A 13,092-nucleotide genomic window follows, 5' to 3' on the forward strand; every position below is an offset into this window, starting at 1 on the left:
GACGAAGTTCGCCTCCGCCCCCACTTCCACGCCGCGCCCTTCGCGGCCGAGCGCGCGGGCCGACTCTGTCGTCGCCATGGCGAGGGCGACGCCGAGTTGCTCGTCGCTGTAGAAGCCCGAGCGATAGCCGATCAGCATGGCGCGCTGGAGCATGTCGCCGTTGCCATAGGGCCACCAGGCGTCGCGGATGTTGTCGTTGCCGGCGAAGACCCGGACGCCGTGTTCGCGCAGGCGCAGGATCGGGGGGAAGGCGCGGTCTCCCGGCGCATTGGTCATGATCGAGACGCCCGCATCGGAAAGTGCGCGGGCCACGCCGTCCAGCGTGGGCTCGTCCACGTCGCCCAAGGCATAGGCGTGGCTCACCGTCACGCGGCCGCCGAGGCCCAGCGCAAGGGTGCGGGCGGCGACGCGGTGGAGTTGCGCCACGCCGGGAAGGCCGGCTTCGTGCAGGTGGATGTCGATCTTGGCACCGCGCCGCTCGGCAATGCCGAAGACGACGTCCAGATGCCCGTCGGAATCGCCGTCCATCCCTTCCGGGTCGATGCCGCCCACCACCTCGGCGCCTTCGCGAATGGCGGCGTCCAGAATGTCGGCGGTGCCGGGGCAGGTGAGGATGCCCGCCTGCGGGAAGGCGACCAGTTCGATATCCACGCGATCCCGCCAGTTCTCGCGCGCGGCCATTACTGCGTGGAGATGGGAGAGCCCGGTCGTGGCGTCCACGTCGACATGGCTGCGCATCGCCACGGTGCCGAGGCTGGCCGCCTGCGCGATCAGCACGTCGGCGCGGACGCGGGCAGGGCGCACGTCGGCCAGCATGGCTTTTTCGACTGCCAGCCGCTCGCGCAAGGTGGCGGCGGGGCGATGGGGCTGCCAGGGCTCGCCGAAGAAGCTCTTGTCGAGGTGGATGTGGCCGTCGACGAAGCCCGGCAGCACCAGCCGCCCGCCGAGATCGACGCGCTCGACCGTCTCCGGAGCGGCCAGATCGCGTCCGATCGCCGCGAACCGCCCGGCGGAGACGGCGAGATCGGCTTCGGTGCCGTCGGGCAGGAGCGCGTTGGTGAAGAGCCGCTCGATCATTGGCCGGATCCGGCCTGTTCCGCCGCATTCCACGCCGCGACCTTGGCCTTCGTTTCCGTCAACATGCCGTCCAGCGCCGCGCGGTCGTAGAGCTTGCCGTTCATCACCACGGCGCGGATGGCGCGGGTGGCGGAAATGTCCTTCAGGGGATCGCGATCCAGCAGCACCAGGTCCGCCGCCTTGCCGGGCGCGACGGCGCCGTAGCGGTCCAACTGGCCGAACCAGGCAGGCCCGGCGCGGGTGGCGGCGGACAGCGCCTGCGCCGGGGTGAGGCCCTTGTCGACGAAGAGGCTCAGTTCGTCATGCAGGCCGATGCCGGGATAGTTGAACGAGTTGAGGAAGCCCGCGTCGGTTCCCGCGATCACCGTGGTGCCCGCTTTCACCAGCATGGGCAGAACGGCGGCCATGCGATCGAAGTGCTCATGGCGGGCCTTGATGGCGGCAGCGTCCGCCGTTGCGGCGCGATCGACGCGCCAGTCATAGGTCTTGCGCAGCTTCGGGCCGATATAGGCGAGATAGGGATCGTTCGCGTGATCGTCCTGATCGAGCCACGCGATCACGCGGCTGCCGTTGAGCGTGGGCGTCACGAAGACGCCCTTGTCCGCGAAAGTGCGGTAGGAGGCCATGGCAGTGGCCGGGTCGAAGCCCGTGTTCAACCGGCGGTTCGCCTCGGCGCGATCGATGCGCCCGGCAGCGAAGTCGGCGGCGATCGCGGCTTCGTCCTTGACGCCCGCCTTGTAGGCATAGTCGAGGTGTTCGATCGAACTGATCCCCGCATCAACCGCCTGCCCCACGGTAAGGGCCATCGGGATATGACCCGAAGTCCGCAGTCCGCGCGACTTGGCCTGCGACACGGCGTAGAGGAACAGTTGCGGATCCAGCGTGCTGTCGGTGATCTTCACGAAGTCCACCTTGTCCCGGTCCTGAAGGCGGGCCAGCGCCGCATCGACATCGCCCTTGCTGCCGACTTCGATCGTGCCCTTCCAGACCGGCTTGATGCCTTCGATCTTGGCGCCGGAAGTCAGCAGGCGCGGGCCGAACAGCGTGCCGCCCGCAATCTCGCCGCGCCATTGCAGCACTTGCTCAGGCAGGTCGCCCGAACAGTCGCGGATGGTGGTCACGCCATGGGCGACATAGAGCGGCAGCAGCGCCTTGTTCTCCTCGATGAGGTCCGGCCCGCCGCCGAAGTGGACATGCATGTCCCAGAGGCCGGGGATCACGAATCGCCCCTTGGCCTCCACCACGTCGCGTGCCTGCCATTCCCGCGCAATCGCGCCGTCCCTGCCCACGGCCACGACGTCGCGGCCGCGCAGAACCACGGCCTGATCCTTGACGGCGCGGGCATGTTCGACGTCGATCACGGTGACGTGGCGGATCATCGTGTCCGCCTGTTCGGCTGCCAGCGCGGGCGCGCTCGACGCCAAGAGCGTGGCGATCAGGGGGGCGAGAAGCTTCATGGAGGTAGTCCTTTCCCGATGCATTCTACTTCCAGACCGGGAGCATTCACAAATTACATGTTGGAATATTAATCATCCATTATGGTAATGATATCCGATGCTCGATCCCCGTCTCCTGCGCAGCTTCGTGGCCATCGTCGAAACCGGCCACTTCACCCGCGCGGCCGAGCGGCTGGGCATGACGCAATCGACGATCAGCCAGCAACTGGGGCGCCTGGAGGAGCTGGCCGGTCACCCGCTGATCGATCGCGCCGCCCGGCCGGTGCGGCCCACCGCGCTGGGGGAGCGGCTGCTCGGCCATGCCCGCCGCATCCTCCAGCTCGACGCCGAGGCGCGCAGCCTGCTGCGCGACCCGGCGGGGACGGCGGCGATCTCCATCGGCTTGCCGGAAGACCTTGCGACGCCGGCCCTGGCGCGCGGACTGGCCGGCTTCGCCGCGCGGAACAGCCGCATCAGGCTGGACGTGGTGACCGGGCTTAGTCGCGACCTCGCCTCCCGCTATCGGCAGGGCGAGTTCGACATCGTCGTGGTCAAGGAAGACCGGCCCGCGCCCGATTGCCGCGCCAGCTTCCCCGAACCGCTCGGCTGGTTCGCGGCGCCGGAGCCCGGCGTGGAGGCGGGCGATCCTCTGGCACTGGTGACGTTCCCGGTCGGCGGCCTCTACCGCGAAACGATGTTCCGCCAGCTCGAAGCCGCCGGTCGCCGCTGGTACGTGGCCTTTTCGGGCAGCAGCCTGCAAAGCGTGCTCTCGGCGGTATCGGCGGGCATGGGGCTGTCGCTGCTGCCTCTCTCGGTGACGCGGGGGCAGGATGTGCGGCGCCTTAGCGGACGGGATGGCGAAGGGCTGGGAGAAGTGCCGCCCATGGTCGTCTCGCTCTATGCGCGCGAGGATCAGGCGCCGATCGGCGAACTCGTCGAGATGGTCCTGGCGGTGCTGGAACGCAGGTAGTTCAGTCTTCCAGGATCAGGCTGTGGTCCCGCGTCTCTTTCATGCGGATGTAGACCACCAGCGAAATGCCGATCATCACCGAGACGTAGATGTAGAAGGCCTGCTCGATCCCGGCCTGCTTGAACGACAGCGCCACGAATTCGGCGGTGCCGCCGAACAGGGTATTCGCCAGCGCATAAGGCAGGGCCACGCCCAGCGCGCGGATATGCGCGGGGAACAGCTCCGCCTTCACCACCGCGTTGATCGAGGTATAGCCGGTCACGATCACCAGCCCCGCCATGACCAGCAGGCCGGCGACGATGGGGTTGCGCGTCTCGGCCAGGGTGGCGAAGATCGGATATGTGCAGAGCACGCCGAACAGGCCGAAGCCTACCATCAGCGGCTTGCGGCCCACGCGGTCGGAAAGGGCGCCGGCCAGCGGCTGGAGCAGCATGAACAGGAACAGCGTCACGCCGTTGATCTGCGAAGCCGTCTGACGGCTGAGCCCGCTGGTGTTGACCAGGAACTTCTGCATGTAGATCGAATAGGCATAGAAGGCGATCGTGCCGCCGGCGGTCAGCAGCATCACCGTCAGCGTTTCGCGCGGGTGGCGGCGGAACAGTTCGAGCAAGCCCGATTGCGGCGCGCCTTCCGTTTTTGCATGCTCGGCCCGCGCTTTCTCGAAGCTGTGCGTCTCGGCCATGCCCCGGCGCAGGCGGAACACCAGGATCGCCAGGGCGCCGCCGATCACGAAGGGAATGCGCCAGCCCCAGGCGTCGAGCTGGGCCTCGGTCAGCAGGGCCTGAAGCACCAGCAGCACGCAGATCGCCACGAGCTGCCCGGCGATCAGGGTGACGTACTGGAAGCTGGAGTAGAACCCGCGCCGGGAGCGTCCCGCCATTTCGGACAGGTAGGTGGCGCTGGCGCCGTACTCGCCGCCGATGGAGAGCCCCTGCATCAGCCGGGCCAGCACCAGCAGCAGCGGCGCGCCGATGCCGATCGTCCGGTAGGAAGGCGTCACCGCGATCAGCAGCGATCCCGCGCACATCAGCGCCACCGACAGGGTAAGGCCGCTCTTGCGCCCCTTGCGGTCGGCATAGATGCCCATCAGCCAGGCGCCGACGGGACGCATCAGGAAGCCCACCGCGAAAATCGCCGCCGCGCTCAACAATTGGGCGGTGCGGTCCTCGGCCGGGAAGAAATGCGGCGCGAAATAGAGCGTGAAGGCGGAGTAGGCGTACCAGTCGTACCATTCCACCAGATTGCCGGTGGAGCCCGCGACGATGGCCTTCAGCCGCTGCCCGCGATCGGGAGGAAGCAGCGCGGAGCCGGGGGAGGGCACTGTCGACATCGGGATCGCGCTTTCTCTGCTGGTACGCCTGCCCTCGGCAAGGTTCGCAAGGGGTTATGGCAATTGGCGCGGCAGGTCCAGCCGAGCGGGAGGCCGTCAGCCCCGCGCCCGGTCCAGTGCCTGCACGGCCTGTTGCAGCTGGGCGAAGGTATAGGGCTTGTTGAGCATGAACGCGGGTTGATAGGGCAAGTCCCAGTGGCCGCCGCCGCTGGCGATGGCGAAAGGGACAGATCGGGCGGCCAGTTCGGCCAGGATCGGATCGGCCCGCTCGCCCGCCAGGTTCATGTCGATCACCGCCACGTCGAACGCGTCGCCGCGACCCGCTTCCAGCGCGTCGGCCAGCGTGCCGTGGGGGCCGACGACCTGGCAGCCGAGATCGTCCAGCATCTCTTCCAGCAGCATCGCCACCAGCACTTCGTCTTCCGCGACCAGCACGCGCAGGCCCTGCACGTCCGAACTCCCCTCGATCATGGCGTCAATCCTCGATGCATTCGCGTATCCGCTTCGCCAGCGCATCCATGGCGAAGGGCTTGGTTATCATGGCCATGCCGGGTTCCAGGAAACCGGCTGCAAGGGCGGCGTTCTCGGCATAGCCGGTCATGAACAGCACCCGCAATCCCGGCCGCGCGGTGCGGCCACCGTCCGCCACCTGCCGGCCATTCAGGCCCGGCAGCCCGATGTCGGTGATGAGCAGATCGATGCGCTGGCCGGATTGCAGGATTTCGAGGCCGGAAGGTCCGTCCGCCGCCTCGATGGCCTGGTAGCCGAGTTCGTCCAGCACTTCGACGATGAGGCCGCGCACGACCGCCTCGTCCTCCACCACCAGCACCACTTCGCCGGCCAGCGCCTCGGGCAGGTGGCCGCTGTCCCGGTCGGCATCGGCCATGTCCTCAAGGCCGCGATGGCGGGGCAGGAACATCTTGACGCTGGTGCCGACGCCGGGCTCCGAATAGATGCGCGCATAGCCTTCGGACTGGCGCGCGAAGCCGTAGATCATCGAGAGGCCAAGGCCGGTGCCTTGCCCCATCGGCTTGGTGGTGAAGAACGGCTCGAACGCCCGCTCGGACACGTCGCGGGTCATGCCCACGCCGGTGTCGCTAATCGCGATGCAGACGTACTGCCCCGGCTTCAGGTCGCGCTGCTGGGCCACGTAATGCTCGTCGAGATGGGCGTTGCAGGTCTCGATCGTCAGCTTGCCGCCATCGGGCATGGCGTCCCGCGCGTTGATCACCAGGTTGAGGATCGCGTTTTCCAGCTGGTTGGGATCGCAGCGGGTCTGCCACAAGCCGCCGGACAGCACGAATTCCAGATCGATATGCTCGCCCAGCGTGCGGCGCAGCATGTCCTCCATCGAGGCGATCAGCGGGTTGGCGCGGACCGGACGCGGGTCCAGAGGCTGGCGGCGCGAGAAGGCCAACAGGCGGTGGGTGAGCGCGGCGGCGCGCTCGGCGGAAGTCCTGGCGCCTTGAAGCCAGCGTTCTATTTCCCCCGTGCGGCCCTGGGTGAGCCGGTTGTGCATCATGTCCAGGCTGCCGGTGATGCCCTGGAGCAGGTTGTTGAAGTCATGCGCGATGCCGCCGGTAAGCTGGCCCACGGCCTCCATCTTCTGGCTCTGGCGCAGGGCGTCCTCCACCGCGCGCTGCTCGGTGATGTCGCGTCCCACCGCATGGATGCGGCCCCCGTCCGGCACGGCGGTCCAGGCGATCAGGCGATAGTCGCCGTCGCGGGTGCGGTGGCGGTTCTCGAAGGCGATCATGCCCGAGCGGGCATCCTCAAAGCTCGCCGTGCCCGGCTGGCCGCCAGTATCCTGATCAGTATCCGGATCGGCATCCGGATCCACATCCGCCACCAGGCGTGCCAGCGCCGAGGCCGTCACCGCGCGGTCGTCGGGGTGGACGAAGGCGGCGATCCGGCGGCCCAGCATCTCGCCCTCGTGCCAGCCCAGCATAAGCTCAGCCGAGGGATTGACGGCGGTGATCAGCCCGGCGTGATCGCAGACCAGCATGAGGTCGCGGCTGATCGACCACAACCTGTCGCGATCCTGGGCATAGGCGGCCTCGGCCTGCTTCTGGGCCTCGATATCGGTATTGGTGCCGATCCAGGCCGTAACCTCGCCATGACCGTCGATCAGCGGCAGGGCCCGGCACAAGTGCCAGCGATAGCCCTCCTGGCTGTCGCGCAGGCGGAACTCGGTTTCGAAGACTTCGCCGGTCGCTACCGAATGCGCCCATTTCCGGCGCGATTCCGGGCGATTGTCGGGATGGATGACCTCGTTCCAGCCATCGGCGCCCAGGCTGTCGCGGGTCCGGCCCGTGTAGGTATAGACGCGGTCGTTGAACCAGTCGATCTGGCCGTCCACCCGCGCGGTCCAGACCTGGATGGGCATGTTCTGCGCCAGCGTGCTGAACTGCGCCTCGCTCTTTTCCAGCGCGCGCTGGATGCGGCGACGGTCGGTCACGTCCTGTACCACGCCGATCATGCGCACCGGGCGGCCTTCCGGGTCGAACTCGAAATCGGCCTTGCGGGCGATCACCCGCTCCTCGCCGGTGTCGGCCCGGCGGATGCGGTACTCCACGTCCAGCGGGGTGCTGCCCTGCTGGCGCCGCGCCCAGGTTGAAATCAGGTAGCGATCTTCCGGCACGACAAGCTGCTCGATCCGCTCCGTCGGCGGGGCGTTTTCCGGTTCGTCGGCGGGTTCGATCCCGAAGATGCGCCAGAACTCGCCGGTGCCGTCGATCTTGTTGGCCAGGATATCGATGGAGAACAGGCCGACCCGGCCCGCGCTCTGCGCGCGTTGCAGCCGTTCCTCGCTCTGGTTCAGGGCTTCCTGCGCGCGGTGCTCGGGGGTGCGATCGCGCATCAGCTTGACGAAGCCGATCGCCGTGCCCGCGGCATCGCGCAGCGGGGTCATCTCGCTGAGACCCCAGAACCGCTGCCCGGACTTGCGCAAGTGCCAGCGCGCATCGTGGGCGCGCCCGGTTGCCAGAGCCTCCCGGCGCTTGGCGGCGGGACGGCCCAGCGCGCGGTCTTCCGGGGTGAAGAACGTGGCCATCGGCTGGCCCAGCATTTCCGCCTCGGTCCAGCCCAGCATGGCGGCGGCCCCCGCGTTCCACAGGGTTATGCGCCCTTCCGGATCGGTGGCGACGATGCCGTAGTCGATGGCGCTGTCCAGGATCTGCCGGTTGAACGCCTCGCGTTCGTGAAGCTGGCCTTCGGCGCCGACCCGCTGGACGTGGGCCCAGGAACGCTCGGTCACTTCGCGGATCAGGCTGAGTTCGTATTCGCTCCAGTCATGCGCCTTGCGGTCGTGGATGGCCATCAGGGCGATCAGGTGGCCTTCCTTGACCAGCGGCATGCAGACCGTGGCGGTGATCCCGATGTCCTGGAACGTGCGGGCTTCCTCCGGCGCCAGTTCGGTCCGGTTGTCGGCGATGATCAGCGGCCGCCCGGCGTTCAGCTCGCTGACCGCGAGGACGCCGAAATCCGCCAGCTTGTAGTGCCCGACGATCGAGGGAGAGCCCGGCGCGTTCCAGTCGCCGCGAATGGTGAAGCCGTCGCCGTCCTCGTCCATGTCGGCATAGGCGCAGTTCGACAAGTCGAGGTGCTCGGCGGTCTTGCGGGTGGTGATCGCCAGGATCTGGTCGGCACTGCGGCAATCGCGCAAGGCCCGCCCGAGATCGTCAAGGAAGCGCAGCCGCGTCTCGCTTTCCTGAAGCGCCAGGCGCGCGGCGTGAGCCTCGGTAGTTTCCACCACCACGGCGATCACCCCGGCCGGGGCGCCGTCGTCACCGGGGATCGGGGAATAGTCCAGGTTCATCCAGACCTGTTCGGGCCGTCCATCGCGGTGCAGCGTCAGCACATGGTCGCGATAGCTCAGCGAGCCGCCGGCAAGGCCAACCTTCAGGACGTTGTCGTTGAAGTCTGCCACTTCCTCCCACCCGTCGCGCACGTTGGAGCCGAGCAGGCGGCTGTCGCGGCCGCCGGCGAAGCGGGAATAGGCATCGTTGTAGATCATCACCCCGCTCTCGCCCCAGAGCAGCACGAGCGGCACCGGCGAGGGCAGCATGAACGCCACCGTCTGTTTCAGGCTGGACGGCCAGGATGCGATCTGGCCGAGCGGGGTCGCGGCCCAATCATGCGCGGAGATGCGGCGCGCGAGGTCTCCGCCGTGGGACAGGAACCCTGCGGCAAGATCCGCGCCGTGCTTCATCGACCCCACCTCCTGTGCGCCCTCGCGCGATCCCCGTCATAAGTCCCTTGAAGGACTGCGCCATGGCTCCCCTTGCAACCATGGGCCAGTGCAGAACACTCAGGCCGGTTTCCGGTTCCCGCCGCCTGAAATATCGGTTGAATGACAAGGAAGTGTTCACGCGCGCGGGGTGATCTGCCGCCAGACCGTGGGCCGGCCCTACTCTCCGGTGCGGCGGTCGAGGAACAGGATCGAGAGATCCCTTTCCGGTCGCCAGTTCGTCTTGGTCATCTCGAGGCGGGTCGGGCCGATCTTGCGCACGCCCTGGCCGCAAAAGCTCACGAGATCCTCCGGCCGCTCCTTGTCCACCACCAGCCGGAACTTGCCGATCGGCTTCTTCCAGTTGCCGCCGGTGACAAGGATGTAGTCCAGCCAGGCCTCGGAATAGATCACTTCGCTCGCCTCGGCCCGGCGCAGCGTGGCCAGCAGGGACGGTTCGACGCAGTAGTTCCGCACCGTTTCGGGTTCCTGGTCGCTGCCCAGCAGCGTGCCGGTGTTGCCGCCCACCGAAGGGCGGTAGCGGTGCTCGACGGAGACGGGCACCCCGGCGGGGAAGCGCTGGAGCCAGTGGTAGGTCGTCTCCAGCGTCCAGGCCGGATAGCCGTCGGGATCGATCAGCCCCAGTTTTATGGCTTCGGCGCGGCGGGCGGGGGACAGGCGCTCCAGCGCTTCCTGAGCCGGGCCCAGGTGCGGGGCCAGCGGGATGGCCTGGGCGCGCAGCCAGGCGGTGCGATCGAGCGTCCCGGCCATCGCCTTCTGCTCGATCTCCATCTTCACCGGCTTGCCGTCCACGCGGGTTTCGAAGCCCAGGAAGTTGTCGGGCGAATCGACCGGGATCGCGATGTCCACTTCGAAGAAAGCGCGGCCGCCCACGGGGGGCAGCGGAAAGGCCACGCGGCTCACCACTTCCCGGTCGGTGGTGTTGACGAACAGATAGCGCACCTTCACCGCCGAGCGCGAGATTTCGAGATCCTCGCTCCGCATCTCGATGGCATCGCTTTTCGTCAGCACCAGCCCGCCTGCGGCAAGTTGCGCGGTGGAATCGTTGGCTTGGGCTGTGCCGGCAATGCTGCACAGGAGCGCGCCGAGAAGAACTGGAGCGAGGCGCGCGGCGGCCAAGGCAAGACCGGTTGCGCGGCGGGGTTTGGTAAGGGGCGACATGACACGGTGATAGCCTCCGATCCGCCTGCCTTTCAACGACTTGTCGGCACGGGGCGCGGGGTTAACGCTTCGTTCGCCAAGCCATCCTAAAGCGATCGGCATCCGGCTGGAGGTAACGGCCGGCACAGACAGCGGAGCTTGTTCCTTGGCGCGTTCCTCCCTTCGTATAGTGGCTTTCGCGGGCATCGTGCTGCTGGGCGCGGCGCTGGTCTGGACGTGCCTGCAACGCGGGCCCTGGTATGACGAGTTCTATACCCAATACGTCACGCGCCCCGGCCTGCCCTGGAGCCAGGCGTTGCGGGAGAGCTGGCTGCCGGACAACCATCCGCCGCTCTACTACATCCTGGCCCGCGCGAGCGCGTGGCTGGGATCGATCCCGCATCACCGCCTGCTCAACGTGGCGCTCGGCGCGCTGGCGCTGGCGGGCGGCGCGGCGATCGTGCGCGACGTGCCGCGTCTTTCTCCGGCGGCAGCGCTGCTGGTGCTGGAATTCGCGGCGAATCCCTGGTCGCTGATCGCGGGCAGCGAACTGCGCTCCTACTTCCTGTCGCTCTGCGCGGGCGCGGTGTTCGCGCTGGGACTTTGCGCGGTGAGGCTGAGCGGACAGGCTGGCTCCACCTGGCGGCAGGCGGCCTTCTGGCTCTCGACGCTGCTGGCGTTCAACACCCATATCATCACCTCGCTGGCCGCCGCTGCCCTGGCCTTGCCGTTCCTGCTGGCGGCGGGGCTGCGGCGGGACTGGCGCGAGGCGCGCGCGATCGGCGTTCCGGTGGTGGTCGCGGGGCTGGTCTTCGTGGCCGTCACCGCGCTCCAACTGCCGGTCTGGCTCTCCAACACCACGGTGTTCTGGATCGCGCCCGGCTTCGACTCCGCGCGCTGGTCGATGGAATGGGCCCTGCTGCGCACGCTGGAGGCGAACCCGGTGGTTCTTGTCGGCGCGCTGGCGGGAGCGGTGCTGTTGGTGCGCGACGTGTTCGTTCTGAAGCAGCGGAGCGCGCTGGCAGGCGCGCTGGCGCTGCTGGTGGTGGGCACGGTGCTGGCCGCGATCGGGCTGATCGGCTTGCATCTCCTGCGGCCGATCCTGATCGAGAAGTACCTGATGGCGATCGTCGCCGCCGTCTCGGTGGGCCTTGCGCTGGCCGCCGGACGCTTGCTGGAGGCCTTGCCTCCGCGTGTTCAGGTAGCGGCACTGGCGGCGGCACTGGGCGCGGCGGCCCTGGCCCTGGCTCACAACGTGCCGTTGGCGGCGGAGCGGGTCAGCTGGCTCTCCACGGGCCGCGCCATTGCTCAGGAAGTGGCGCGATGCCCCGGCACGGTCGTCCACACCGACCCCTACTGGAACGACGAGGTCATGGCGATGCTGCCGCGCGACAACGCGCAAGTGGTACCTTTCGCCTATCGCTACGTGGCGGACAGCTTCGGCTTCCGGCTCGCGCCTGCCGGATCGCGCACCGTTGCCGCCGCCTGCCCCACGGTGTTCTGGGGCGAGCACGACAGCGGGGGGCGGTTCGACGCGGCGGTAGTCGGCGCCCGTCTGCGCGAACAGGGATTCGCCGTGGAGGGCATGGATTTCCGGCGTCTTGGAGACGGCTGGATCGCCGTGGTGCCGCCCCGTACACCCTAGAAGGCAACGTCGATGCGGATCGTATCGCTATAGGCGCCGCCAGGCGGAGTGGTCTGGCCCGTCAGGATCGCCGCGCGATAGGTATAGCTCTGGGACGTGAGCGAATCGTAGACCCCGGCATTGGCGTCTGCCGTGGCGCTGGCGCGCCGGGCGGTGCCGGTCGCGCCCCAGCGCTCGGTGGAGGCGGCGGTCTTGTAGATTTCGTATTGCAGGTAGTTGGCCGTGGTCCCCGCCCGCATCCGCCGCTGGCCGCCCGAGGCGTTGCTCCCGTCATCCAGGCCGACCGTATAGGCCGTTCCGGCGCTGCACCGGACCAGGATCGTCCGGGTGATCGGATTGAAGCTGCCAACCAGTGGCGCCGAGCCGAACGCGGCGGCGGGGGCGGTGATGATGCAGTCGTTCTGCACCGTCAGCGTAACGGTGATCCGCACCGCCGTCCCGGTGCCCCAGTTGATGGTGGTGCCAAGTCCGGGGCGCACCAGGCCGGGGCTGGACGAATAGCTGAGACACACGGCGACCCCCACCGAGCAGACCGAGTAGTACCAGCGCACGTCGAGGAAGCCGGTGTAGGTGCCGGCGGGAAGCGCCGCGGTGGGCGTGGTGCGGAAATAGATCGGAATCGAATTGTTGGTGCCGCCGAACAGCGTCAGCAGCGTGGTGGAGGACAGATTCTGCAAGACCCCGGTGGTCAGCGGTGTGCCGTTCTGCGTCAGCGAGGCGACGAAGGGGATCGTCTTGCCGCCCGGCCCGGTGAGCAGGAAGGTCGAGGCATCGACGCGGAAGGCGATGTAGTGGGTGGCCAGCAGCGCCAGGGTGACGTCGCATTGCAGCCCCGCCGAGCCGCTGCCCTGTTGGGCGGTGCTCGCGGCGGTGTAGGAACTGACGCTGCCGAGATTGGTGCTGGTGGAGGAGACCGTGCAGGCGGCGGCCCGATCGGGCGCAAGCATCGCCACGAGCAGGATGGCGAGGGCGGAGAACAGGCGGGCCAAGGGCAAGCGGTTTAGGGACATTTCAGGGTTCCAAGATCCAGAATCCCGTCTCCCGGATCGCCTGCCGAGAACCGGACCCGGCAATGCCTGCCCTCGCTCAAGGCGACGTCCAGCACATTCGTTGCCGCCACGCGTTCGAGGTAGAGCATGCCGTCCCAGCCCACGTAAGTCTTGCCGCTATCGTTGAGCATGGCCACGGTTCCGGCCGGCAGCGGCTGGCCCGCCGCGTCCACGAGCACCGCGCGCGCGGCGGCGA

The 13,092-nt window shown here is 68.1% G+C and carries 10 protein-coding genes; 2 read left to right on the forward strand and 8 right to left on the reverse strand.

From position 1 onward, the window contains the following. On the reverse strand, positions 1-1,077 hold a 1,077-nt coding region (locus tag ACI3K3_RS24330; protein ID WP_404918472.1), incomplete at its 3' end, for an amidohydrolase family protein. Beyond that, a complete protein-coding gene (locus ACI3K3_RS24335; RefSeq protein ID WP_404918474.1) occupies positions 1,074-2,534 on the reverse strand; it encodes an amidohydrolase family protein in 1,461 nt (486 codons plus the stop codon). The genes ACI3K3_RS24335 and ACI3K3_RS24330, both read right to left, overlap by 4 nt. Positions 2,535-2,631: 97 nt before the next feature. Here ACI3K3_RS24335 and ACI3K3_RS24340 point away from each other — a divergent pair, with 97 nt between their 5' ends. Continuing rightward, the gene (locus tag ACI3K3_RS24340) at positions 2,632-3,483 is read left to right on the forward strand and encodes a LysR family transcriptional regulator (RefSeq protein ID WP_404918476.1); all 852 of its coding nucleotides are present in this window, start codon (positions 2,632-2,634) and stop codon (positions 3,481-3,483) included. 1 nt (position 3,484) lies between these two features. Here the strand turns inward: ACI3K3_RS24340 and ACI3K3_RS24345 are convergent, their stop codons facing one another. From ACI3K3_RS24345 to ACI3K3_RS24360, 4 genes are all read right to left on the reverse strand, one after another. Next, entirely contained in the window at positions 3,485-4,813 is a 1,329-nt protein-coding gene (locus tag ACI3K3_RS24345) for an MFS transporter (protein WP_404918478.1), read from the reverse strand. A gap of 96 nt (positions 4,814-4,909) precedes the next feature. Further along, positions 4,910-5,284, reverse strand: a complete 375-nt coding sequence (locus ACI3K3_RS24350; protein WP_404918480.1) for a response regulator — start codon at positions 5,282-5,284, stop codon at positions 4,910-4,912. Between the two features lie 4 nt (positions 5,285-5,288). Continuing rightward, positions 5,289-9,023, reverse strand: coding sequence for a PAS domain S-box protein (locus ACI3K3_RS24355; RefSeq protein ID WP_404918482.1), 3,735 nt, complete (start codon positions 9,021-9,023; stop codon positions 5,289-5,291). A 198-nt stretch (positions 9,024-9,221) separates the two neighbouring features. Next, complete coding sequence (locus ACI3K3_RS24360) at positions 9,222-10,223, reverse strand: DUF4424 domain-containing protein (RefSeq protein WP_404918484.1); 1,002 nt, start codon at positions 10,221-10,223, stop codon at positions 9,222-9,224. Positions 10,224-10,368: 145 nt separating this feature from the next. On the opposite strand from ACI3K3_RS24360, the gene ACI3K3_RS24365 reads away from it, so the two are divergent. After that, on the forward strand, positions 10,369-11,847 hold the full coding sequence (locus ACI3K3_RS24365) for a hypothetical protein (RefSeq protein WP_404918486.1): 1,479 nt from the start codon (positions 10,369-10,371) through the stop codon (positions 11,845-11,847). Here the strand turns inward: ACI3K3_RS24365 and ACI3K3_RS24370 are convergent. Continuing rightward, positions 11,844-12,857 carry a spore coat protein U domain-containing protein gene (locus ACI3K3_RS24370; RefSeq protein WP_404918488.1) on the reverse strand — a complete coding sequence of 338 codons (1,014 nt, stop codon included), beginning with the start codon at positions 12,855-12,857 and terminating at the stop codon, positions 11,844-11,846. The two genes, ACI3K3_RS24365 and ACI3K3_RS24370, sit on opposite strands and share 4 nt — an antisense overlap. Then, the coding region (locus ACI3K3_RS24375) for a FimD/PapC C-terminal domain-containing protein (protein WP_404918490.1) at positions 12,848-13,092 on the reverse strand (245 nt) is incomplete at its 5' end. The genes ACI3K3_RS24370 and ACI3K3_RS24375, both read right to left, overlap by 10 nt.

The organism is Novosphingobium sp. ZW T3_23 (genome assembly GCF_044987305.1).
Taxonomy (GTDB): Bacteria; Pseudomonadota; Alphaproteobacteria; order Sphingomonadales; family Sphingomonadaceae; genus Novosphingobium.